The organism is Sulfitobacter sp. LC.270.F.C4, from assembly GCF_032922545.1.
Classification (GTDB): Bacteria; Pseudomonadota; Alphaproteobacteria; order Rhodobacterales; family Rhodobacteraceae; genus Sulfitobacter; species Sulfitobacter profundi.
Genome location: NZ_CP136692.1, coordinates 872,148 through 895,241, shown reverse-complemented (window position 1 = coordinate 895,241; position 23,094 = coordinate 872,148). Strand labels below are relative to the sequence as shown.

24 protein-coding genes, 1 tRNA gene and 2 pseudogenes are annotated in these 23,094 nt (G+C 60.5%); 13 read left to right on the top strand and 14 right to left on the bottom strand.

The window, feature by feature from the left end; translation table 11 throughout:
• Nucleotides 1-59: 59 nt before the first annotated feature.
• On the top strand, nt 60-701 hold the full coding sequence (locus R1T45_RS08265; RefSeq protein ID WP_120351806.1) for a 2-hydroxychromene-2-carboxylate isomerase: 642 nt from the start codon (nt 60-62) through the stop codon (nt 699-701).
• A 38-nt stretch (nt 702-739) separates the two neighbouring features.
• On the opposite strand, the gene R1T45_RS08260 is transcribed toward R1T45_RS08265, so the two are convergent.
• From R1T45_RS08260 to R1T45_RS08245, 4 genes are all read right to left on the bottom strand, one after another.
• Nucleotides 740-816, bottom strand: a tRNA-Arg gene (locus R1T45_RS08260).
• A 76-nt stretch (nt 817-892) separates the two neighbouring features.
• Nucleotides 893-2,278, bottom strand: a complete 1,386-nt coding sequence (locus tag R1T45_RS08255; RefSeq protein ID WP_067941528.1) for a sensor histidine kinase — start codon at nt 2,276-2,278, stop codon at nt 893-895.
• Between the two features lie 8 nt (nt 2,279-2,286).
• On the bottom strand, nt 2,287-3,708 hold the full coding sequence (locus R1T45_RS08250) for a dihydrolipoyl dehydrogenase family protein (protein WP_317390570.1): 1,422 nt from the start codon (nt 3,706-3,708) through the stop codon (nt 2,287-2,289).
• Nucleotides 3,705-4,439, bottom strand: a complete 735-nt coding sequence (locus tag R1T45_RS08245; RefSeq protein WP_317390569.1) for a TVP38/TMEM64 family protein — start codon at nt 4,437-4,439, stop codon at nt 3,705-3,707. The genes R1T45_RS08250 and R1T45_RS08245 overlap by 4 nt, the downstream gene beginning before the upstream one ends.
• Nucleotides 4,440-4,757: 318 nt before the next feature.
• On the opposite strand from R1T45_RS08245, the gene rpmH reads away from it, so the two are divergent.
• From rpmH to R1T45_RS08195, 10 genes are all read left to right on the top strand, one after another.
• Nucleotides 4,758-4,892 (top strand): 50S ribosomal protein L34, encoded by a 135-nt coding sequence (gene rpmH, locus R1T45_RS08240; RefSeq protein ID WP_007118882.1) that lies wholly within the window; start codon nt 4,758-4,760, stop codon nt 4,890-4,892.
• Nucleotides 4,893-4,918: 26 nt separating this feature from the next.
• Nucleotides 4,919-5,341 (top strand): ribonuclease P protein component, encoded by a 423-nt coding sequence (gene rnpA / locus R1T45_RS08235; protein ID WP_317390568.1) that lies wholly within the window; start codon nt 4,919-4,921, stop codon nt 5,339-5,341.
• Nucleotides 5,338-5,559 carry a membrane protein insertion efficiency factor YidD gene (yidD, locus tag R1T45_RS08230; RefSeq protein WP_067626496.1) on the top strand — a complete coding sequence of 74 codons (222 nt, stop codon included), beginning with the start codon at nt 5,338-5,340 and terminating at the stop codon, nt 5,557-5,559. The genes rnpA and yidD overlap by 4 nt, the downstream gene beginning before the upstream one ends.
• Nucleotides 5,560-5,625: 66 nt before the next feature.
• Nucleotides 5,626-6,480, top strand: coding sequence for a tRNA 2-thiocytidine(32) synthetase TtcA (ttcA, locus tag R1T45_RS08225; RefSeq protein WP_317390567.1), 855 nt, complete (start codon nt 5,626-5,628; stop codon nt 6,478-6,480).
• A gap of 122 nt (nt 6,481-6,602) precedes the next feature.
• The gene (locus R1T45_RS08220; RefSeq protein WP_317390566.1) at nt 6,603-8,144 is read left to right on the top strand and encodes a bifunctional diguanylate cyclase/phosphodiesterase; all 1,542 of its coding nucleotides are present in this window, start codon (nt 6,603-6,605) and stop codon (nt 8,142-8,144) included.
• Between the two features lie 287 nt (nt 8,145-8,431).
• The gene (yidC, locus tag R1T45_RS08215) at nt 8,432-10,303 is read left to right on the top strand and encodes a membrane protein insertase YidC (RefSeq protein ID WP_132444204.1); all 1,872 of its coding nucleotides are present in this window, start codon (nt 8,432-8,434) and stop codon (nt 10,301-10,303) included.
• Nucleotides 10,303-11,040, top strand: a complete 738-nt coding sequence (locus tag R1T45_RS08210; protein ID WP_317391053.1) for an MOSC domain-containing protein — start codon at nt 10,303-10,305, stop codon at nt 11,038-11,040. The genes yidC and R1T45_RS08210 overlap by 1 nt, the downstream gene beginning before the upstream one ends.
• Complete coding sequence (gene yihA / locus R1T45_RS08205) at nt 11,040-11,690, top strand: ribosome biogenesis GTP-binding protein YihA/YsxC (RefSeq protein ID WP_259984216.1); 651 nt, start codon at nt 11,040-11,042, stop codon at nt 11,688-11,690. Before R1T45_RS08210 ends, yihA begins: the two co-directional genes overlap by 1 nt.
• Before the next feature lie 37 nt (nt 11,691-11,727).
• Nucleotides 11,728-12,591 carry an acetylglutamate kinase gene (gene argB / locus R1T45_RS08200; RefSeq protein ID WP_317390565.1) on the top strand — a complete coding sequence of 288 codons (864 nt, stop codon included), beginning with the start codon at nt 11,728-11,730 and terminating at the stop codon, nt 12,589-12,591.
• Between the two features lie 65 nt (nt 12,592-12,656).
• Entirely contained in the window at nt 12,657-13,151 is a 495-nt protein-coding gene (locus tag R1T45_RS08195; protein WP_317390564.1) for a SixA phosphatase family protein, read from the top strand.
• Nucleotides 13,152-13,213: 62 nt separating this feature from the next.
• Here R1T45_RS08195 and R1T45_RS08190 read toward each other — a convergent pair whose 3' ends face one another.
• The 9 genes and pseudogenes from R1T45_RS08190 to R1T45_RS08150 all read right to left on the bottom strand — a co-directional run.
• Entirely contained in the window at nt 13,214-13,981 is a 768-nt protein-coding gene (locus R1T45_RS08190; RefSeq protein WP_067916165.1) for an amino acid ABC transporter ATP-binding protein, read from the bottom strand.
• A 14-nt stretch (nt 13,982-13,995) separates the two neighbouring features.
• A complete protein-coding gene (locus R1T45_RS08185) occupies nt 13,996-15,294 on the bottom strand; it encodes an amino acid ABC transporter permease (RefSeq protein ID WP_120351817.1) in 1,299 nt (432 codons plus the stop codon).
• 3 nt (nt 15,295-15,297) lie between these two features.
• Nucleotides 15,298-16,512: an ABC transporter permease subunit gene (locus R1T45_RS08180; protein ID WP_317390563.1), complete on the bottom strand. Its 1,215-nt coding sequence runs from the start codon at nt 16,510-16,512 to the stop codon at nt 15,298-15,300.
• 217 nt (nt 16,513-16,729) lie between these two features.
• Nucleotides 16,730-17,746, bottom strand: a complete 1,017-nt coding sequence (locus R1T45_RS08175; protein WP_067622203.1) for an amino acid ABC transporter substrate-binding protein — start codon at nt 17,744-17,746, stop codon at nt 16,730-16,732.
• 193 nt (nt 17,747-17,939) lie between these two features.
• Nucleotides 17,940-18,653, bottom strand: coding sequence for an ATP12 family chaperone protein (locus R1T45_RS08170; protein ID WP_132444201.1), 714 nt, complete (start codon nt 18,651-18,653; stop codon nt 17,940-17,942).
• Entirely contained in the window at nt 18,650-19,333 is a 684-nt protein-coding gene (locus R1T45_RS08165; RefSeq protein WP_317390562.1) for an HAD-IA family hydrolase, read from the bottom strand. The genes R1T45_RS08170 and R1T45_RS08165 overlap by 4 nt, the downstream gene beginning before the upstream one ends.
• Entirely contained in the window at nt 19,330-20,376 is a 1,047-nt protein-coding gene (locus R1T45_RS08160) for an RluA family pseudouridine synthase (protein WP_067622210.1), read from the bottom strand. The genes R1T45_RS08165 and R1T45_RS08160 overlap by 4 nt, the downstream gene beginning before the upstream one ends.
• Nucleotides 20,373-20,726 carry a fluoride efflux transporter FluC gene (locus tag R1T45_RS08155; protein ID WP_120351821.1) on the bottom strand — a complete coding sequence of 118 codons (354 nt, stop codon included), beginning with the start codon at nt 20,724-20,726 and terminating at the stop codon, nt 20,373-20,375. Before R1T45_RS08155 ends, R1T45_RS08160 begins: the two co-directional genes overlap by 4 nt.
• A 31-nt stretch (nt 20,727-20,757) precedes the next feature.
• A pseudogene (locus tag R1T45_RS08150) lies at nt 20,758-21,318 on the bottom strand (replication-associated recombination protein A); the annotation flags it as partial.
• A gap of 705 nt (nt 21,319-22,023) precedes the next feature.
• Here R1T45_RS08150 and R1T45_RS08145 point away from each other — a divergent pair.
• A pseudogene (locus R1T45_RS08145) lies at nt 22,024-22,272 on the top strand (integrase core domain-containing protein); the annotation flags it as partial.
• Nucleotides 22,273-22,361: 89 nt separating this feature from the next.
• On the opposite strand, the gene R1T45_RS08140 reads toward R1T45_RS08145, so the two are convergent.
• A complete protein-coding gene (locus R1T45_RS08140) occupies nt 22,362-22,739 on the bottom strand; it encodes a hypothetical protein (protein ID WP_260010353.1) in 378 nt (125 codons plus the stop codon).
• Between the two features lie 40 nt (nt 22,740-22,779).
• Here R1T45_RS08140 and R1T45_RS08135 point away from each other — a divergent pair, with 40 nt between their 5' ends.
• Nucleotides 22,780-23,067, top strand: coding sequence for a helix-turn-helix transcriptional regulator (locus tag R1T45_RS08135; RefSeq protein ID WP_317390561.1), 288 nt, complete (start codon nt 22,780-22,782; stop codon nt 23,065-23,067).
• Nucleotides 23,068-23,094: the final 27 nt, after the last annotated feature.

Below are 23,094 nucleotides of genomic sequence, written 5' to 3'. Positions count from 1 at the left end.
CCCCGTCCTTGCCTGCACATTGGTTTCCGCCATGATGCGCGCAACAGAGGGAGCCGACGTTGGACACCATTGAATATTTCTATTCCGCCCATTCCGCTTACGCCTATCTTGGGCATCGCAAACTGCTGGAGATTTGCGCCGCCCGGGGTGCGAAGCTCATCCACCAACCATTTGATCTTTATCCGGTGATCGCAGCTGGTCGGGTGTCCCATTTTCGTGGCTTTACCCCCCATTATATCGACTATTTCTTTGGCAGAGAGATCACCCGTTGGGCTCAGTATCGCGGGCTGGACATCCTCAACCACCGCCCCACGCATCACGACAATGCGCTCGACCTTTCAAACGGTTACCTGATCGCCGCCGCGCGGGCTGGGCGCGATGTCGATGCGCTTTCCTTTGCGATTCTTCAGGCGCATTGGCGCGATGATATCGATCTCGCGAATCCCGAGCATCTGCGCCGCGCGACCGCTGCGATTGATCCCGACAGCGACGCTCTGATCGCGCAGGCGACGGATGCAGACGTTCAGACCATTCACGCCGAGAACACCGAAGAGGCGATCGCCCGCGGCATCTTCGGCTCGCCCAGCTATTTTCTGAATGGAGACATGTATTACGGCCAAGACCATCTGGAATTGATGGATCACGCCTTTGACCAACCCTACCGCGACACGGGCTTTTACAACCCGCCGAAAGACGGGTGAGACGCCCCGAAAGCGCTGCGTTCTTCAATTTTGGGTAGTGGCGGACCGAGGAGGATTCGAACCCCCGACCCCCTGATTCGTAGTCAGGTACTCTATCCAGCTGAGCTATCGGTCCACTGAGCGGGGGTTTAGTCTTAGCCCCGGGGAGTTGCAAGCCCTCGTTTTGAGGAAATGCAATTTTCTGCGAAAATCTATAGGGTGCCGTCCCCCTTGGGCAGCGTTATGTCAAAAACAGTCCCTTCCGGCCCACTGCTGCGCAGGGCCAAGGTGCCGCCGTGGCCGCGCACCAGTTCGGATGCGATCACCAGACCCAAGCCCGACCCACCTTTGCGCGCACCGCCCTGAAACGCGGTAAAAAGGTGCTCTCGCGCTTTCGGTGGCAGGCCGGGGCCGGTGTCGCTGACGGTGACGCACCACGCATCGCTCATATCCTCGGCCCGCAAATAGACTTCGCCCGGTTTGCCGGTGGCGGTAATCGCCTGCCGGGCGTTCCGCATCAGATTGGCCAGCACGCGGTACATTTGTTCGGGGTCCGCACGCACGGTCAGATTCGCGGGGATGTCGGCGGCAAAGCTGATGTCGCTTTCGGGGTCGGCAAGGCGTTCGCCGTCGATGACCTCTTCCACCAGGTCTTCCAGCAGCATGAGGGTCAGCGTCGGCCCCGGCTCTTCGGCCTTGCCGAAAGCCAGTGTCGATTCGCATAGGTGCACCGCACGGGTGATGGAACTGACGAGCTTGGGCGCCATGCGTTTGACCGTTGGGTCTTCGGACATCTCGATCCGGTCGGTGAACAGCTGCGCCGAGGTGAGGATATTGCGCAGATCATGGCTGATCTTGCTGACCGCGCTGCCCAATTGGGCCAAACGCTCTTTCTGTTTCAGCGCCTGTGTCAGGTCCGTCTGGAGCTTCTGAAGCGCCACTTCAGCCTCGCGCAATTCGGTGACACTGGCGGAGGGCTCAATGATCCGCCGGGCATCCTCGGGCGCGGCGGCGTAGCGCTGCATATGCCCTGCCACCCGCTTGATCGGCTTGAGCAGCAAAGCCCGCATGGCAAAGAACAAAAGCACCGCCGTAATGACTGAGATCACGGCCGAGAGGATGAGGATGCGAATCCCGTAGTCGAGCATGGCCACACGCATCGGCGCGGTCTCCATCGTGACTTCGATCAACAACCCCGCCTCGCGCACCGGGGCGCCGATTACGCGGACCACCTCATTGCCGGGCCGGAACAGTCGCAGCATGGCATCGCGGATCAACACCGTCGCCGAGGCATCGCGCAAATCATAGGTTTGCGACACCATCCGCGGCATCGGAGAGGCCAGCACCAATTGCCGCGCTTCGTCCCGGCGCAGTACCACGTTGAAGACCTCGGCGTTGCGCAGCAACTCCGCCTCCAACTCCGGGTCGAGCATATCGTCAGCCAAAAGCGCCAGCGACGCGATCTGCGCCCGCTCCAGCCGCGTCAGCATGTATTCTTCGCGGAACCGCGCGATGGAGGGGACAAAAATCAACACCTCGGCCAGCATCACAAAGATGGTGGTGAGGATCAGCAGACGGCCAGAGAGCGAGTGGATCATGCGTTTTCTCAGGGCAGCAGGCGCTGCACGGCGCGCACAACCGTTTTTACCAATGCGCTTTCGAAGAGGCGCGGGCTGAAATAGGCACCCGCCGCGCGTTTGTTAATTTCCGAGATCGTGGGGTAAGGGGCAACCATAGCCGCAATCTGGCTCATCTTCATGTTATTGACCAGCGCAAGCGACCACAGGGTGATCAATTCCCCTGCTTGATGGCCGACGATGCTGGCCCCCACGGGGCGCCCCTTGACCACCATGACCTTGATGAACCCTTTGGTCTGGCGCTCGGCGATGGCGCGATCATTGTGGTTGTAGTGAAAGCGCACGACCTCCAGCTTCTCCCCATGCTCCTCTCGCGCCTGCGCCTCGGTCAGCCCGACCTGCGCCAGCTCCGGCGCGGCGTAGGTGACCCAAGGGATATGGTGCAATTTGGTCTTGCTCGGCAGGCCAAAAAGGATCGAGCGGATCACCACCCCGGCGTGATAGCCCGCCACATGGGTGAATTGCAGCCCGCCTGCCACGTCGCCAATGGCATAGACGCGGCGGTTGCTGCTGCGCAGGCTGTCATCGACCTTGATGCCTGCTTTGGTGGTTTCCACTCCCGCCTTATCAAGGTCGAGACGCTCAATGTTGCTCTTGCGCCCCACGGCCATCAACAGGTGCGAGCCTTTGATGACACGGCCAACCTCAGTTTCAACCGTAATCGCGCCCGCTTCACCGCTGATCTTCGCGGCGTTGCTGCCCTCTTCAAAAGCTACGCCTTCGTCGCGCATGGTCTGAAGAACAACCTCAGCCAGCTCCGGATCATCTTTGCCAAGCGCCCGATCGCCTTCGATCACCGTCACCTTGCAGCCCATTCGCACATGGGCCTGCGCCATCTCGATGCCGATGGGGCCACCCCCGATGATGATGATATGCTCCGGCTTTTCCCGTAGATCGAAAAGGGTTTCGTTGGTCTCATAGGGCACATCATTCAGCCCCGGAATTGGCGGCACCAGCGGGGATGACCCGGTGGCCACGACGATCCGCCGCGCGGTGATGATCGTATCACCCGCCTGCACCTCTTTATCGGAAATGAAACGCCCGTATTCACGGATCACCCGCACGCCCAAGCCTTCAAAGCGCTCAACCGAATCGACCGGCGCGATTTGCGAGATGACATCGGCCACGTGATCTTTGGCCGCCGCGTAATCCACCGTACCGGCGGCATTCTCGACCCCATATTGCGCGCTGCGCTGCTGGGCATGGGCGGTCTTGCCAGTCTTGATCAGCGCCTTTGAAGGCACGCAGCCATAGTTCAGGCAATCACCGCCCATTTTATGCCCTTCAAGTAGGGTCACATCCGCGCCCATCTGGACGGCCCCCGCCGCCACCGACAACCCGCCAGAGCCTGCGCCGATGATCAGAACGTCGGTCTTGATACGGTTGGTCATTTCAGCAGATCCTTCTTGCCGGTAAATGCCTTGATCGCCACAGGCAGCAGCGACAGCACGCAAAGGCCCAGAATGGGCAGTAAAATATGGGGCTCAAAGATGATCCCGAGGTCCGGCGTCTCACCTCGGGCAAAAACCGCACCTAGCCCCGCCCCGACAGAGGTAAAGACCAGCGCCCCTGGCATGATGCCGAAAAACGTCGAGATCGCGAAGCGAAACAGCGGCACGCCAAGAAAAGCAGGCACCAGATTCGCAACGAAAAACGGCACCACCGGCACGAGCCGGATAAAGAAGAGCATCGACCACTGGTTATCGTCGATCCCTGCCTTGATCTTGCGCACCACCCCATCAGAGGCATCCATCCGCTCTTTCAGCCGGTCGCCCAGACCCCATTGCGCCGCCAGGAAGATCACGATCGCGCCGAGTGTGGCCCCACCCACGTTATAAAGGACACCGGGAAACAGCCCGAACAGAAAGCCGCCAGTTAATGTCGCCACTGTGGCCCCCGGTAGGGAGAATGCCACGATCACTACATAGGCGGCGACAAAGGCCAGCGCGGTCAGCAGGTAATTGTTGTCGCGAAAGGCGATCAGCGCCTCGCGATTCTCACGCAGGGCGTCGAAACTCAGGTAATCACGCAGGGTAAACGCGCCGATGGCGGCGACCGCTAGGATCACCGCAAGGGGCAGGTAACGCATCAGCGCGGGCTTACTTTGATCTTTGCGGCTCATTTCAACACTTTTATTAGGCCTACATCAGACCATTTTCCGTTTCCTTAATGATGGCGTGAAGCAGCGCGCAGGAACAGGCTCCTCACGCGCGCTTGATAGGACTTGTGCCCAGAGTCCCGATTTCGCAGGGTAGAAGGGCGAACTGAAACAAACCGCCCCCTTCTGACCGGCATTTTGTTGCAAAGCGCAGTTTTTCCGCCTCAGGGGGTTTGACTTGCGCGCCCCGCCGCATTAGAGGACGGGCTTGAATTGACGCTGGCCGCGGTGGAACCCTTCAAGTGATTCCGTGCCCAGCCAGCTTTAGATGGAGACGGAGCGATGAAACGCACCTTTCAACCCTCGAACCTCGTGCGCAAGCGGCGCCATGGTTTCCGCGCGCGCATGGCCACCAAAGCCGGCCGTAAGATCATCAATGCACGCCGCGCACAGGGCCGGAAATCGCTGAGCGCGTAAGCGCCCTCGATCTTCGGAACCAGAGTATGACACCGCCGGAGGCACCCTTGAATGGCACTTGCGCCACGAAGGGGAACCCTGCCCCGGCGGTTTCTCTGCGTCTGGAAACCCTGACTAAACGGGCGGACTTTCAGCGTGCCAGCCGCGCCAAACGTGTGGCGACCCCGGGATTCATCCTACAAATGCGACCCCGCCGGGAGGATGAGCCCAGCGCGGCGCCCATTCGCGTGGGATTTACCTGCTCGAAAAAGGTCGGCAACGCTGTGGCCCGCAACCGCGCCAAACGCCGCCTGCGTGAAATCGCGCGGCTGACGCTGCCTCAGGCGGGGCGCGCAGGCATGGACTATGTCTTTGTCGGGCGGCGCGAGGCGACAGCGGCCCTGCCCTTCGACCAGTTGCTAGCCGATCTCACCCGCGCGCTTGATATCCTGCACGGGGCGCGCAAATGACCCCCTTGGCGGCGCTGCTCGCCCTGCCGGTGCGCGGCTACCGGCTGCTTTTCAGCCCATGGGTTGGATACAATTGCCGCTACCAGCCCACCTGCAGCGCCTATGCGCTGGAAGCCTTGCAAAAACACGGCGGGCTGCGGGGTGGATGGCTGGCCGCACGGCGCATCGCCCGCTGCCACCCGTGGGGCCACAGCGGGATCGACAACGTCCCAGACTAGCGCCACGCTTGCGGCAAAGGGGTAAAATGCCCTAGGTGAAGCCAAGCAGATAGTGAGAGACCGACGATGCTGGACGAAACCAACGAGATTCACCCCCTCTTTGCCGGCGCACCGCAAAGCACCGAGTTCAAGAAACTGCGCAAGCGCATCGTCCGCATGACCCGCGAGGCGATTGACCAATACGGCATGGTCGAGCCGACCGCCGAGGGCGCGCCGAAACCCAAATGGCTGGTCTGCCTGTCGGGCGGCAAAGACAGCTACACCCTGCTTGCGGTCCTGCATGAATTGCAATGGCGTGGCCTGCTGCCTGTCGAGCTTCTGGCTTGCAACCTCGACCAAGGCCAGCCGAACTTTCCGGCCACCGTGCTGCCGGAATTCCTTGAAAAGATGGGCGTTCCGCATCGCATCGAATATCAAGACACCTACTCAATCGTGATGGACAAGATCCCTGCCGGACGCACTTTCTGCGCCCTTTGCAGCCGTCTGCGCCGGGGCAATCTTTACCGGATCGCGCGGGAGGAAGGCTGCTCTGCCGTGGTGCTGGGGCATCATCGGGATGACATCCTCGAAACCTTTTTCATGAACCTTTTCCACGGCGGACGGCTGGCGACGATGCCGCCCAAATTGGTAAACGAAGAAGGCGATCTGTTCCTCTACCGCCCCCTCGCCCATGTGGCTGAAAGCGATTGCGAACGCTTTGCCACGGCGATGAATTACCCGATCATTCCCTGCGATCTTTGCGGGTCGCAGGATGGGCTTCAACGCCAGCAGGTCAAGGCGATTCTCGACGGATGGGAGGCCAATAGTCCCGGTCGTCGGCAAGTTATGTTCCGCGCCCTGATGAACGCCCGGCCCTCACATTTGCTGGATCCCCAGCTTTTCGACTTTGCCGGTCTCATGCGGAACATTGAGAGTACATAGCAAGAACAATTTTAGATAATAATCCGCGAAAAACCGGTCTCTGTTAACCCACGACACACCCTAAAGGCGATATCCCACCCCCATCAGCGCAGGCATGGCGCGCATTGAAGAGGGATATCGCGATGGCACATTACCGCACCACTGGGCCCGGGCAACTGCGCCAGTCGCTCGCCGCTTTGCTTAGCGGTCAGGCCGCTCTGGCCTTTCTCCCCGCGATGTCATTGCTGGCGTTTTGGATCGGCGGTGAAATGGCATTGATTGGCGCCTCTGCCGCGCTGCCACTTCTGTTTCTTGCGGGGCAGCGGTTTGGCGAGGGGGCGACGTTTCCCCGTGACGCGCACACCGCCATACTACAGCGCAGCACCTTTGAAGAGCTGACCGAACAGGTCTTTCAAAGCGCCCGAACACAGGGGCGCTTGTCGGCAACAAGCTTTATCGCGCTTGAGGATTTTGACCAGATCATCGAACGTTACGGCCAATCCGCCGCTGATACGATTGCGCGGCAAAGCGGCGAACGGTTGCACAGCGCCCTGCGGGATGACGATATCATCGGCAAGATGGGCGAAGCACGTTTCGCCATCTGCACGGCCCCGGTCCGCCAGCTTGATCTTGAGCTTTGCATTCAACTCGCCGGGCGGCTTCAGGCCACTTTGGAAGAACCGTTCTTTGTCGATGGGGTCACGATCTATCTCACGGCCTCCGTCGGATTTTGCCTCAACACCCGCGCCCCGGGCGGTGATGGCTCCGCTTGGCTTGCCGCCGCCGCCACGGCGCTGCGCAGCGGCCAGCGGCGCGGGCCATCTTCCATCCGCGCCTTCTCTGACCAGATGCGCCGGGAAACCGAAAGCCGCGCAGAACTCCGCGAGGAGGTCGCGCAGGCATTGGCCAGTGGGCAGATTCAACCATGGTTCCAGCCGCAAATCTCAACCGACACCGGTCAAATCACCGGCTTTGAAGCACTGGCGCGCTGGAACCACCCGGTCCAAGGCATGATCCCGCCCTCCGATTTCCTGCCCGCCGTCGAAGAAGCTGGCCTGTTGGAACGTTTGGCCGAGGTGATGATGTATCATTCCTTTGCAGCGCTCAAAGCTTGGGACAGCTCCGGCGCCGAGGTGCCCCAGATCGGGGTGAATTTCGCAGGCGGCGAACTTGCCAACCCTCAGCTCATCGACAAAATCACGTGGGAGTTGGACCGTTTTGATTTATCCCCCGAAAGGCTCGCAATCGAAGTACTGGAAACGGTCGTCGCTTCCGCCGCCGATGATGTGATCACCCGAAATATAAATGCCCTGCGCAAGCTCGGTTGCCGCATCGACCTTGATGATTTCGGTACCGGCCATGCCTCCATCGCGTCCATCCGCCGCTTTTCGGTAAGCCGGATCAAAATCGATCGTTCCTTCGTTATGAAGGCCGATCGCGACCCCGATCAGCAACGCATGATCAGCGCCATCTTGACCATGGCCGAACGCCTGGGCGTCGAAACCCTTGCCGAAGGGGTGGAGACGGTGGGGGAGCATGTCCTGTTGGCCCAACTCGGCTGTGACCACGTGCAAGGCTTCGGCATCGCCCGCCCCATGCCTTTTGAGCAAACACTTGATTGGATCGCCCGCCACAATGCAAAACTGCAAGATGTGCCCCGCATCATGAACGGGCGCGCGACATAGCGCCACCTTCGTCCGATCTGCACGCGCCAAATGTAGCGTGCCGTGCCTACCCCAGACAGATGATACGCCCCTCGCGCCGAGGCCCCCAACCCCCTTCGGCCCCGACCCGAGTCAAAGCCAGCGCCACAGGCCACCCGCAACCGTCCCCGGCGAAACTCCGCAAAACCCATGCCAGATGGGCCAAAACCACGCTACATTGCCCCTAACCTTACCCGATTCCACTTGACCTTTGGCCCCGCACTCTGTTGAACCCCCGTGATATTCAAAGACATCAGGTGGCGGTCCCCATGGACGAACAGAACAAGAATCTCATCCTTGCCACGGCGCTCAGCTTTGCCGTCATCCTCGTGTGGTTCCTCCTGTTCCCGCCCCCCGAAGCCGACCCTGCGCTAGAACCCGGCACAGAGACCAGCCAAACCATCGAGGGCACCTCGGTCCCAGCCTCCACCGCCGACACCGCTGCCGCGCCCGGCACGGAGGATGGCGAAGGCGCCGCACCCGAAGGCCGCCGCGCGGCTCTGGCGGCTGCCCCCCGCGTGGCCATTGCGACCGATAAGGTCAGCGGCTCCATCTCGCTCATGGGTGGTCGGATCGATGACCTGAAACTAAACGACTACCAAACCACGCTCGACGCAGACGCCGAAATCGTGACCCTGCTCTCCCCCGAAGGATCGAGCGACGCCTATTACGCGCTGCATGGTTGGGCCGCAGGCTCTGGCCTTGCGCCCGATGCCGTGCCGGGTGTCGATACGCTCTGGACCCTGAGCGAGGGCGAAACACTGGGCCTCGACAGCCCCGTCACACTAAGCTGGGACAATGGCGCCGGTCAGGTCTTCACCCGCACCATCTCGGTCGACGACGAATATATGTTCGACATCACCCAGAGCGTGACCAACAATGGCGAAGGCGCGGTGAACCTCGCCCCCTTCGGCATGATCGCGCAACACGGGTTGCCCGAAGACCTGAAAAGCTTCTTCATCCTGCATGAAGGCGCCGTGGCCATGGCCAATGGTGAGCTTTCCGAAGTCGATTGGGACGACATCGCCGAAGCCGACGTGAACAGCACCTGGGGCCGCCCCGCCGTGGTCACCGAAGGCGTCACCGAGGGCTGGGTCGGCTTCACCGATCACTATTGGCAGGCCGTACTGATCCCCGACGCGGGCGAGACCTTTGAGCAGGCGCTCACCTATGACCCGCGCGCCGACACCTACCGCGCCTTCACCCGCCAGCCGACCCGCTCGGTCGCGGCAGGCGAAAGCGTGAGCACCTCCAGCAAGTTCTTCGCGGGTGCGAAGGAGTGGGAAACCCTGCAGGATTACCAAGCCTCCGGTGTCGCCAAATTCATCGACAGCATCGACTGGGGTTGGTTCTTTTTCCTGACCAAGCCGATCTTCTGGCTACTGCACAACCTCAACCAGCTCATCGGCAACATGGGCGTTGCGATCATCGGCCTGACACTGCTGATTAAGGCGCTGCTCTTCCCGCTGGCCTATAAATCCTACGTCTCCATGGCGCGGATGAAGGAACTTCAGCCCGAAATGGAAAAGCTGAAGAAAGATGCGGGCGACGACCGTCAGAAGATGCAGCAGGGCATGATGGAGCTTTACAAGAAGAACAAGGTAAACCCCGCCGCGGGCTGTCTGCCGATCCTTCTGCAAATCCCGATCTTCTTCTCGCTCTACAAGGTGATCTTTGTCACGATCGAATTGCGCCACGCGCCCTTCTTTGGCCCGTTCCAAGACCTCAGCGCGCCCGATCCGACCTCGATCATGAACCTCTGGGGCCTGCTGCCCTATGCGGCACCTGAGCCCGGCTCGATGCTGGCGCTAGTGTTCATCGGTATTCTGCCGCTTCTGCTGGGTATTTCCATGTACCTGCAGCAAAAGCTGAACCCGGCCCCCACCGATCCGACCCAGCAGATGATCTTTGCTTGGATGCCTTGGGTCTTCATGTTCATGCTGGGCGGTTTCGCGAGCGGCCTCGTGGTCTACTGGATCGCGAACAACACGATCACCTTCACCCAGCAGTATCTGATCATGCGCAGCCAGGGGTACAAACCTGACCTCTGGGGCAACATCGCAGGCGGCTTTAAACGCACGCCCAAGGGTGATGCCGCCAATGCAGATAGCAAACCCAAATCGGGCAAGTCGAAAAAGTGATGCAGATCACTGCGCTCAACCGGTACCCGCTCAAGGCCCATGGCCGCGAGACGGTTGAGCGTGTGACCCTGCGCGCCGGGCAGTCGATGCCCTATGACCGGCTCTGGGCCGTGGCCCATGACGCATCCAAAGCCGCGCCCGGAGATTGGGCGCGGTGTTTGAATTTCACGCGGGGGGCGTCTTCGCCGCAGCTGCAGGCAATCACGGCCAAGCTGGATGAGGCGACAGAGAAGCTGACCCTGCGCCACCCGACGCGCGGCGAGATCACCTTTCACCCCGATCGCGAACAGGCCGCATTCCTTGACTGGGTGCGCCCCTTGGTGGCCGAAGGCCGCGCCGCCCCCGCAGATATCCTGCGGCTCGACGGGCGTGGCTATACCGACAGTGCCGAACCGACGCTCTCGCTCAATAGCCTGGCCTCCCATGCCGCGGTCGAAGCGCTTGCCGGCAGCCCGCTGCAAACCGCCCGCTGGCGCGGCAACATCTGGTTTGACGGCGCGGCCCCGTGGGATGAGTTCGAATGGATCGGACGCGACCTGAAAATCGGCGAGGCGCGGCTGCATGTGTCAAAACGCATCACCCGCTGCCTTGCCACGACCGTGAACACCGACACCGGCGCGCGCGACGTGGATACGCTCGCCGCGCTTGACCAATTGGGTCACCGAGACTTCGGTGTTACCCTGACCGTCACCACCGGCGGAGAGATCGCCGTGGGCGACGAACTGGAGCTGATTTGATGCAAGTGAACTACACCATTGCCGAGGAGCCGGACGCGCCGAGCGCCGAAAAAGGCCGGATGCTTTTCGCCGGTGAGACGACATTCGTCAAAGGCGTGGTGGCGATGGACGGGCTGCCGCCCCCAGACCGCATGGAGGTCTGCTTTGCGGGCCGTTCCAACGTCGGGAAATCGACGCTGATCAACGCGCTGACGGGCATGAAAGCACTGGCGCGGGCCTCGAACACGCCCGGCCGTACGCAGGAGATTAACTTCTTCACGGCCGGCGAAGAGCATTACCTCGTTGACCTGCCGGGCTACGGCTATGCCAACGCGCCGCTGCCGGTGGTCGAGAAATGGCAGCGTCTGCTCAAGCAATACCTTTCGGGCCGTCAAACTCTGCGCCGCGCCTTTGTGCTGATCGACGCGCGTCATGGCGTCAAAAAGGTCGACAACGAAATCATGTCCCTGCTCGACAGCTCTGCCGTGACCTTTCAGGTCGTGCTGACCAAGGCAGACAAGGTCAAAGAAGCCGAGCGTGAGAAAATCCTGATGCAGGTGAAAGACGCGCTAAGCAAACACCCCGCCGCCTATCCCGAGATTGTGGTCACGTCTTCGGAAAAGGGCTGGGGCATCCCTACCCTGCGTGCCATCATCGCCACGCTGGAATAGCACTTTTCGCCGCTATCGGCTTCCCATGGGTCAACAGATGAGAACGCAAGACATGAACCGCGACTGGATCGCCACCGCCCGCACACTCAGCCAAGCCCTGCCCTTTTTGCAACGCTATGCCGATGCCACCGTGGTCATCAAGCTGGGCGGTCATGCGATGGGCAGCGACGAAGCGATGGACGAATTCGCCCGTGATGTCGCGCTGATGCGGCAGGTGGGTGTGAACCCGGTGATCGTCCATGGCGGCGGGCCGATGATCAACGACATGCTGGCGCGGCTGAACATTAAATCCGAATTCGTGAATGGCAAGCGGGTCACCGATGCCGCGACAATGGAAGTGGTCGAGATGGTCCTGTCGGGCCTCGTCAATGCGCGGATCGTGCAGGCGATTTCCGAACAGGGGGGACGCGCCGTTGGCGTCTCGGGCAAAGACAGCGGTTTGATCGTTTGCGAGCCCGAAGACCCCGCTCTGGGCCTCGTCGGCAACCCGACACAGGTGAACCCACGCATCCTGCGGGACTTTGCCGACAAGGGCATCATTCCCGTCATCGCACCGCTTGGCATGGGCCGGGGCGGTGAGACCTATAACATCAATGGTGACACCGCCGCAGGCGCCATAGCGGGCGCGCTGAAGGCCGACCGCCTGCTGTTGCTCACGGACGTGGCTGGCGTCAAAGATGGCGCGGGTGAGGTGGTGACCGACCTGACGGCGAGCCAGATCAGCGACATGATCGCCGATGGCATCATTGCAGGCGGGATGATCCCTAAGGTTCAGACAGCACTAGATGCGCTCGAAGGCGGCGTGCGCGCGGCGGTGATCCTTGACGGGCGGGCGCCCAATGCCTGCTTGCTGGAGCTTTTCACAGAACACGGCGCGGGCAGCATCATTCGCAAAGGCTAAGGCAAAGCGCTTGCCCCCTGCCCCTGCTTCGCGCCTATGATGGGCCGAGCAGTGAAAGGAATGACATGCGCCGCCTGATCCTAATGCGACACGCGAAATCGGACTGGTCCCACGGCACCAGCGATCATGATCGCCCCCTGAACCCCCGTGGGCGTGGCGCTGCCGAAGCGCTTGGCAATTGGCTACGGGCGGAAGGGTTTGTGCCTGATGTGGGGTTCTGCTCCACGGCGGCGCGCACGCGCGAAACCTGCGCGCTTTTGAACCTACCTGAAAGCTGCACTGTGACGCATCTCCGCCAGCTTTACCTCGCCGAGCCTGATGAGATCATAGCGACCCTGCGCCAGCGGGCGTCTGGCGACACCCTGCTGCTTGTCGCGCATAACCCCGGCATTGCCGCCGCCGCGGTGGCGCTGTTGCAGGAAACGCCCGACCAAGATGCATTCGGTCGCTATCCCTCGGGGGCGACCACAGTGATGGATTTCGATATCGACAGTTGGGCCGACCTTGCCCCCGGCAGCGGCGGGTTGCGCGCCTTTACCGTGCCCAAGCAACTGGACTGAAACGCAAAACGCCCCGACCGATTGGCCGGGGCGTTTGGTTGGTTATCATGCTGTAACGCGGCTTAGTGTCCCAGAATCTGGCTCAGGAACAACTGTGTGCGCGGGCTCTGTGGGTTGTTAAAGAAGGCTTCGGGCTCGTTCTGCTCAACAATCTGGCCTTCATCCATGAAGATCACCCGGTTCGCCACCTGACGGGCAAAACCCATCTCGTGGGTTACACAGAGCATCGTCATACCTTCTTCGGCAAGCTCGATCATCGTGTCGAGCACTTCCTTGATCATCTCAGGGTCAAGCGCCGAGGTCGGCTCATCAAACAGCATGATGCGCGGGCGCATGCAGAGCGAGCGGGCAATCGCCACACGCTGCTGCTGACCACCCGAAAGTTGGCCGGGATACTTATTGGCCTGATCGGGGATCTTCACCTTTTCAAGGAAGTGCATCGCCGTTTCCTCGGCTTCCTTTTTGGGTGTCTTGCGGACCCAGATCGGCGCCAGTGTGCAGTTCTCAAGAATCGTCAGATGCGGGAAGAGGTTGAAGTGCTGAAAGCACATGCCGACCTCGGAGCGAATCTTGTCGATGTTCTTGAGGTCCGAACTCAGCAGCGTGCCATCGACTTCGATGGTGCCCTTCTGATGCTCTTCCAAAGCGTTGATGCAGCGGATCAGCGTCGACTTGCCCGAACCCGAAGGCCCGCAGATCACGATACGCTCGCCGCGGTGCACCGTGAGGTCAATGTCGCGCAGCACGTGGAACGCGCCATACCACTTGTTCATGTTCTCGATCCGAATCGCGACTTCGTCGGATACTTTCATTTGTGCGGTCTCAGCCATGCGAGAACCCTCCCTTAACGATGGTCAGTCGCAAGACGGCGTTCCAGCCACTGCGAGTATTGAGAAATGCCGTAGCAAACGATGAAGAACAGCACGGAAGCAAAGAGGAAAAGCTCCCAGTAGACGCCGTTCCAATCGGTCGAGGCCAAGATCGGGCCGCGGATCATGCCGATGATATCGAAGAGCGAGATCACCGAGACCAGCGTGGTGTCCTTGAACAGGCCCACCGCGATGTTGACGATGCCCGGGATCGAGATCTTCAGTGCCTGCGGCAGGATGATCAGCCGCATCGCCTGCGGGTAATCAAGGCCAAGGCTGTCTGCGGCCTCGTATTGGCCCTTTGGCAACGCGGCCAGACCGCCCCGGATCACCTCGGCGATATAGGCCGAAGAGAACATGGTGATCATGATCACGACGCGGATGAAGAGGTCAACGCCTGAGCCCGGCGGGAAGAAATAGGCGAGCATCACGTTCGCCACGAACAAGAGCGTGATCAGCGGCACGCCCCGGACGAATTCGATGAAGACCACGCAGATGCCTTTGACGATTGGCAGGTGGGACTGACGCCCCAAAGCCAGCGCAATCCCGATCGGCAGCGACAGCGACACACAGGTGATGCCCAGCATCATGTTCAGCATGAAGCCACCAAGGTCACGGCTGGGGATCGCTTGCAGCAGTGGCGAGGCGGGGCGCAAAGCCTCCCCGATGAAGCCACCGATATACCAGACGAACACCGCAGCAACGAGGCCACCCGCCAGCGCCATGGCAAAGCTTTTCTGCACCAGACGGCTATAGACGATATAGCCCGCGATCACGCCCACGAGGGCAAAGATCGGCCCCCAGATTGGACCGCCCCAGATCAGCCAGAAGGCCAGAAACGGGTAGACGCCAGTGAAATAAAGCAGCTTGCGCGGCAGGTCGATGAAGAGCACCGGGGCCACCGCAAGGAACAGCAGCACCAGCGCGAGGGTCGGACGCCAGTATTGATCACTGGGATATTTGAACCCGAACAAGAGCTGATGCCAACGCTCGCTCAGCACCGAGAAACAGGCCCCCGTGGCCCCGTCCAGCACCTCGCGACATTCAGACAGGCTGCTTGCCGACCAAACGCCGTTCAACAGCCATGGCAGAGAACCGGCGAGCAACAGATAGAGGAAATAAAGCGCCACCACCGTCAGCAGGGCATTCGCCCAAGTCGGGAAGAGGTTGTCTTTCACCCATTTTACCGGGCCGCCCACCTTGTCCGGCGGTGCCGAAGGCGGCAGTGAGGTTTCACGCACGAAGGCGATGGATTCAGCATGTGTGTCTGACATGGCTTAACGCTCCTTCAGCTTCGTTGCGTTGTTGTAGACGTTCATCACCATGGAGATGCCCAGCGAGATGACGAGGTAGAAGAGCATCAACAAGACGACACATTCGATCGCCCGCCCGGTCTGGTTCAGGGTGATCCCGCCCAGTGTGGCGGTGATGTCGGCATAGCCCACGAGGATCGCCAGCGAGGAGTTCTTGGTGATGTTGAGGTAGTTCGAGATCAGCGGCGGGATGATTACGCGCAGCGCCTGCGGCAGCACCACAAGGTTCATGATCCGGCCCGACCGCAGCCCCAAGGCAGCAGCGGCTTCGGATTGCCCCTTGCTGACGGCTTGGATGCCCGCGCGGACGTTCTCGGCGATGAAAGCACCGGTGTAGATCGACAGGGCGAACCACAACGCGATCAGCGGTGCACCAATCTGGATGCCGCCGCGGAAGTTGAACCCTTTGAGCGCGGGGTAATCCAGCCCGATCGGCATGCCCATGATGAAGAACATGATGATCGTCGGCAGCAACAAGATCGCGACCGAGGGCCAAAGCATCGGCAGCAGGCGACCGGTGTCGTAAAGCAGTTTCGTCGCATAGCGGCGGTAGGCAAAGACGCCGATCACCGAGGCGACAAAGGTCGCCACCACGATCATCGAGCCCGGTCCCCAGACCGGACCGGGGATATAGACGCCCCGGTTGGTAAAGGCAAAAGACCCCAGCATCATGCTCGACGCCGGATCATCGCCCCGGAAGGCCGAAGGCGCGGGCATCGCGGCGGTCATGATGGTGTAGATGATCAGGATCCAGATCAGCACCGGGATGTTGCGGAAGATCTCGACATAGCCTGCCATCAGCTTGCGGATGAGCCAGTTGTTCGACAGGCGCAGAACCCCGGCGACGACGCCAAAGATCGTGGCCGTCACGCAGGCAAGGAAGGACACCAGCAGCGTGTTGATGATGCCGACCCATGCCGCCTGAAGGTTCGACGACTGGCTGGTATAGGGGATCAGCGTTTGGTTGATGTCATAGCCCGCGGGGTTACCGAGGAACTGGAAAGAGATGTTCAACCCGGCGGCGCGAAGGTTCGCGGCAAGGTTCGATCCCAGATACCAGATCGCCGTGACCAGCAGCGCAAGTGCGATAACCTGAAAGGTAATCGACCGATAGCGGGTGTCGCTCAACAGCATAGATGGCCGGAACAACTCCTTGGGAGGGTCGGAGAATGTCGTCATGTATGTATCCCTGTGTTCCGGCTTGTTTTTTATTGGTGCATTTGGCGCACCTTGGCCGAATCATTTTTGGTCGTTGATCGTTTCTTCGATCGTGGGCTTTTATTGTCTCGTTGGGGTTTTGTCAGTCGTTTTTAGACCGTTTTTCGTGTCGCAAAGGCACTTCGCGCCCCCAGAGGCACAAAGGGCGCAGGAATTCCTGCGCCCCTTGGCTTGCTATTTAGCGGAAGGGCGGTGCGTAGAGCAGGCCACCGTCTGTCCACTGGGCGTTCAGCCCGCGTGCCAGACCGATCGGGGTCTCTTCGCCGATGTTCTTGGCAAAGATCTCGCCGTAGTTGCCTTCGGCCATGATGGCGCGCTTGGCCCACTCGGCGTCGAGGCCGATCATCTCACCCAAGGTACCTTCGGTGCCCAGAAGGCGAGCGATCTCAGGGTTGTTGGTGTTGCCGGTCATCTCTTCGATGTTGGCGGATGTGACACCCAGCTCTTCAGCAGCGATCAGCGCGTTCAGCACCCAGCGGGTGATGTCGCCCCAGTCGTTGTCGCCGTGACGGACCAGCGGGCCGAGCGGCTCTTTCGAGATGATCTCGGGCAGCAGCACGTGCTCGCCGGGGTTCTCAAAAGTGGCGCGTGTCGCGGCAAGGCCGGATGCGTCTGTGGTGTAGGTGTCGCAGGCACCAGCAAGGTACTGCTGCTGGCCTTCGGCGTTGGTTTCGACAGGCACCGGCTCATAGCTGATGTTGTTCTTGCGGAAGAAGTCCGCGAGGTTCAGCTCGGTTGTTGTGCCGGTCTGGATGCAGACGGTCGCGCCGTCCAGATCCTTGGCCGAGGAAACGCCAAGCGCTTTGGGGACCATGAAGCCCTGACCGTCGTAGTAGTTGACGCCGATGAAGTCGAACTTCAGGTCGGTGTCACGGCTGAAGGTCCATGTGGTGTTCCGTGCGAGGAAATCGATCTCGCCCGAGGCCAGCGCGGTGAAGCGGGTCTTGCCGGTTGTCGGCACGAATTCCACGGCGTTCTTGTCGCTCAGTACGGCGGCGGCAACGGCACGGCACACAGCCACGTCGAAACCTTCCCATTCGCCGTTGGCATTCGGCGCGGCAAAGCCTGCAAGGCCTGTGGTCACGCCACAGTTCAGCTTGCCGCGGGCCTTGACGTCATCAAGCGTGGCGGCACCAGCAGCACCGGCCGCAAGGCCAGCAACGGTCAGCGCGCCAAAAATTACGGTTTTTTTCATTTTTACCTCTTCCTGATAGTCCGCCACGTTCACTGGCGGTTAATCCGACGTCAGGTGACGCCGAAAGCGATCTTGCGCAGGGTTCCCCCTGCTCAATGAAAAGCAGTGTGGGCGGATTCAGGTTTGAAGGTCAAGGGCGCGATGGGCAAAATCAGGGCGGGTTTTCACATCGCGTGGCAAAGCTTTTATCAAGTTAAGCAGCTTTGCAAAGCACGATAATTGCACATGCATGTAAAAACGCCTGTCGCTTGATTTCGGCCTCTTGCTCGGCCACGTCATCGCGGCCCCACTGCTCGGCCTGCCAATTCTCATCCAGCCGCGACAAGGCCCAAATCTCTTCGGGGTCAAAGGCTTGCTCCAGCGCGGCAAAGCCAAGGATCAGCGAACCGGTCAGGCTGACGAGGTCATGAAATGCCGCCAGTTCGAACGCAACGAGCCGCGCCGCCCGGCGGTGCAACTCGGCCAAGGCTTCGGGCGTTTGCGGGGCATGCATGATGCCCTGTCGCGGCTCCAAACGGACGCCGAGTGTCTCTGCCGCCCAATCCAGCATCGGATCCCACTGCGCTGCTTGCCGGGCGACCAACTCTTCGGGGCTGTCGGCGCGGTAGCACAGCAAGTCACTGTCCCCATAGGCCGCCAGCATGTCGACGACCTCGGCCTTTTGCACCGCGACCTTGTCGATCGCGGCATTGGCGGTTTTGGTCACCGGCATTGTGCGGGGGTCGATCTGCTTTTCCTGCGCCTGCCATTCGGCGGCCACGGCATCGGCCATGGCGCGGGTCGGCAGGGTCAGGGGGCGCTTGGCCGGGGTCTTCACCCGGCGGCCATCCAGTTCTACGGTGAAACCGTCTTCGACCGCGACCACGGCGGCGTCTTTCCAAAAGCGTTTGGCTTTCCAGTCACTCATGCGGGAATGCTCCAGATTTGTTCCAGCAGTGCGGGCAGCGCCGCGAATTCCTCAACCAGATGCGCGGCGGCGGCCAACCGTTCCGGACCGTGATAGCCCCATTTGACCCCGATCCCGGTCACCCCGGCGGCGGCGGCCATGTCCATGTCGAAAGAGGTATCGCCAATCATCACCGTCGCCTCCGGCCCCACCCCGGCATCGGCCATCGCCTGATGGATCATCGACGGATGCGGCTTAGAGGGGTGAAAATCCGCGACCTGCTGAGTGATAAAAAGCCCTTCCAGCCCATGCCCGGCGATCAACTTATCAAGCCCGCGTTTCGACTTGCCCGTGGCAACGCCCAACAGCACCTCCGGCTGGCCATGAAGACGCCGCAACGTGTCCAGCGCGCCGGGATAAAGCGGCGAGGATTGCGCCACGCCCGCCTCGGCCCGCAGGGTCATATAGGCGGCCTTATAGGCCTCCACCATCGCAAGGTGATCGCCGGTTGGGCGTGTGGGCGCCAGCACGGTCATTGCCACATCAAGCGACAGGCCGACGATCGACAGGATCTCGGCACGGCTCGGCGCGGGCGCGTCGACAGCCGCAAAGGCCGCCGTCATCGCGGCCACGATATCGCCTTGGCTGTCGACCAGCGTGCCGTCGACGTCAAAGATCACCAAACGCAGTGGCTTGCTCATTGCAGCGACTCAAAGGGGTCTTCGTCGGCCAGATCTTCGGTCCAGCCAAAGGTGTCCCAGCTATGCGCCATATGTTCGGGCAACTCAGCGGTGATGGTAACCGTCTTGCGGGTATGGGGATGCTCAAACCGCATCATCCGCGCGTGCAGGTGCAGCTTTTTCGAGATGATCCCGCCCAGTTGCGCGCCCCAGCCGTCGCCGAGGTTCTCTTGCCCCGAGCCGCCGTATTTCCCATCGCCGACAATCGGATGCCCGATCTCGGCCATATGCGCGCGCAGCTGGTGCGTGCGGCCGGTGACTGGCTCCATCGCCACCCAAGACGCGCGCGAGCCGACGCGGAACAGCGTGGCATAGAGCGTATGCGCCCGTTTCGCGCCCGGCGTGTCATCCATATCGCGCGGATGCACGGCGATCATCTTCTCGCCCTCGCCGCTGCGGCCATGACCGCCAGCTTTAACGAGACCGTATTTGATTTCGCCCAAGTACGGCGTCGGCACACCGGCGACGATGGCCCAGTAAATCTTGCGCGTCTCGCGGTGCCGCATCGCCGCTGTGAGCGCCTTGGCCGCCAAACGGGTCCGCGCCAGCAGCAGCACGCCCGAGGTATCACGGTCAAGCCGGTGCACCAGACGCGGTTTTTCCTCGGCGTCAAAGATCAACGCCTCAGACAGCGCATCGACATGGCGATCCGCCTGCCCCGAGCCGCCCTGCACGGCCAGACCCGGCGGTTTGTTCAGGGCGATGACATGCTCGTCGCGGTAAATCACGCAGTTGCGGATCATCTTGGCATCAGCATCGGTAATGCGCGTCCGTTTTGGCGGGGGCGGCGGGGCGCTGTCGGGCAGCGGCGGCACGCGCACCTCTTGGCCGGCTTCGAGCCGCGTGTTGGCCTTGACCCGGCCCCCATCGACGCGAATCTCGCCCTTGCGGCACATCTTTTCGATGAGCCCCTGATTGATCTGCGGAAACATCCGCTTGAACCAACGGTCCAGCCGCTGGTCTCCATCGCCTTCGGCGACGGTAATGGTTTGTACGCGGCTCATGCCAATACCTCTCGGGCCACCCAGAGGCCCAGCAAACAGGCGGCCAGCGACAAGATCACCGAGGCCCCCACATATGAAAATGCGACAGCGGCGCGGCCTGTTTCAAGCAGCCGCATCGTGTCGAGTGAAAACGCCGAAAAGGTGGTGAACCCGCCCAGCAGGCCGGTCATCAGAAAGGGCAGCAACAGCGCCTTATCCGCCAGTGCGACCCAGACCACCCCGATTGCGAGCGAGCCCGCGACATTCACTGCCAGCGTGCCCAGCGGGAAGCCGACGGTCAGACCGACAAGGTAGCGCAAGCACGCGCCCAGAGCGCCGCCGAGCGCCACCATGATCAGTGTTTTCATCATCGACACCCCATCGCGCGGGCGCGGCCCGGAGTCAAGTTTTCCGCTTGGCCCGCAGCCCCGCGAAGTAATCCTGTCGCTTTTTCAACTCCCGTTCGAAGCCACGTTCCACCGGCTCGTAGAGGCTGGGGCGCTCCATCGTGTCGGGAAAGTAGTTCTGCCCCGAGAACCCGTCTTCGGCGTCGTGGTCATAGGCATAGCCGCTGCCGTAGCCTTGCTCCTTCATCAGCTTAGTGGGCGCGTTGAGGATATGCTTGGGCGGCGGCTCTGACCCGGTACTGCGGGCCAGCCTGCGGGCACCCTTGTAGGCTTTGTAGACGGCGTTGGATTTCGGCGCGAGGCAGATGTAGGTCAGCGCCTGCGCGATGGCCAACTCCCCCTCGGGACTGCCAAGCCGTTCGTAGGTCTCCCATGCCTGAAGGCAGAAAGCCTGCGCCTGCGGATCGGCGAGGCCAACGTCCTCAACCGCCATGCGGGTGATACGCCGCATCAGGTAGCGCGGGTCCTCCCCGCCCTCCAGCATCCGGCCCAGCCAATAAAGCGCCGCGTCCGGGTCCGAGCCGCGCATGGATTTGTGTAGGGCGGAAATCGTATTTAACTTGTTTTTCTACCCGGTGAGTGAGTGAGCGAGTAAATTTTCTTTATAATCAGGTAGATCGGCGCGTTCTGAAACTGCAACCTTAACAGTATTCTCCATGGGTATATTTTTTTTCTTCCCAATCGCAACCTATCGGCGAGCGTCCAGATCGTCACCTAATAGGTGATACAGAGTTTTCCACCCAGAATCTCGGGCTCACAAGATTGAAAGGTGTGTCTGTTTGCAGATTTCTCAGATCGGGTCGGTTCGGTGCGCAGCCGTTGCGCCGCAGTAATAGTGTGTCGGCCATGTCGATTTGTATGTGGTGATTCCACAGATGTACCGACAACCAGTCGAGTAACACGATTTTGCTCACGTGTGATGTGGGCTGACCTACTGGGCCTTCCCGGCAAACCGCAGCTCTTGTTGCGGGCGTAGCTGGCGGGATTTATGGCTAAGCGGTCGAAATCTTCCAGCGTGTTCATGATCGATATGCGGCGGCGGCGCTACTTGCCGGGAGTGCTGATCAGAACCTCATGTCGATGGCGACCAACACGGTTGACAAGGGTAGCATAGATAGCCGCCATTGCCGGTCTCCTCAGCGGTGTGGTTATGCAAAACCACTGTTGAGACCTGAGACCCGGTTATGGCTAGCCGCTGCGCAATTTGAGGGTTGCGGAAGCTGCTAGAACCTCTCAGCGGCGCTTCTTCCCTACGTGCTATGGAACGGAGCTAACATCGAACACCATCTTGCAATGGCAGGAGGAGCGATGCGTCGAATTGCACTACATCGCCCCCGGAAAACCTATGCAGAACGGCTTCGTGGAAAGCTTCAATGGCCGTCTGCGGGACGAATGCCTCAGCGAGCATTTGTTCGCCGACCTGCGCCAAGCCCGGGACCTGCTCTCTGCCTGGCGCGAGGACTACAATCCCCATCGCCCACACACGAGCCTCGACGGGCTCATTCCGTGAGAGCATCACCAACGGTTAGTAAAAGACCCAGACCTGAACAGAGCTAACTCAAAATAGCGGACTAAGGGGAGCAGGTCAGCGAAAAGCCCTTATGGCATGAGATTTTCCTTATTGTGATACCAATCAAACCCGCTTGCTCCGCCTCCGAGAGGAGTGCCCGCGTACATGCACCAACGATCAGAGCTGACCTTGCCGTACTCCTTTAGATAGGTAGCATAAACGTACGCCATTTCGTGATCTACGTCGGTTGCAAAAAAAGCTTTTAACTTGCGTCTCCCGCGCTCTGTTAGAAACGCACGCCCTCCATCAGGTTCGGCAGATAGCTTGCACTTGATAACTATGAGCCGCCGCTTTTTCGCAACGCCAGCTTGCTCTTTAGAAAGCCAACCATACCAAACGAGTAAAAAGGGCAGAACAAGATCATTGCTTAGACCGAGGGCAGAAAGTTGGCCATTTATTGGGGACACGAATCACTCCTATTTTGGGAGTGCCTGACTAACCAACGTATTGCACCCTGTCGAGCACGATTGGAGCAAAACATTGGCAGGCGCCGCGCACACGGAGACATACTTGGTTTTCCGCAAAAAATTGATCGAAAGCCGGAAGGCTGCAGCACTTTCACAAGCTGAGCTTGCGAAAATGCTAGGAAAGCCTCCTTCTTACGTAGCCAAGTATGAGTTGGGAGAACGTCGTTTAGATGTGGTCGAGTTGTGCGTCATACTGAAATGTATTGGGACCAATCCTTGTCGGTTTCTCCAATCTATTTTTGAAGTCGCACCAACGTCTTTACGCTAGCGTAACGCTTCGATCGTTAAGCGTCCG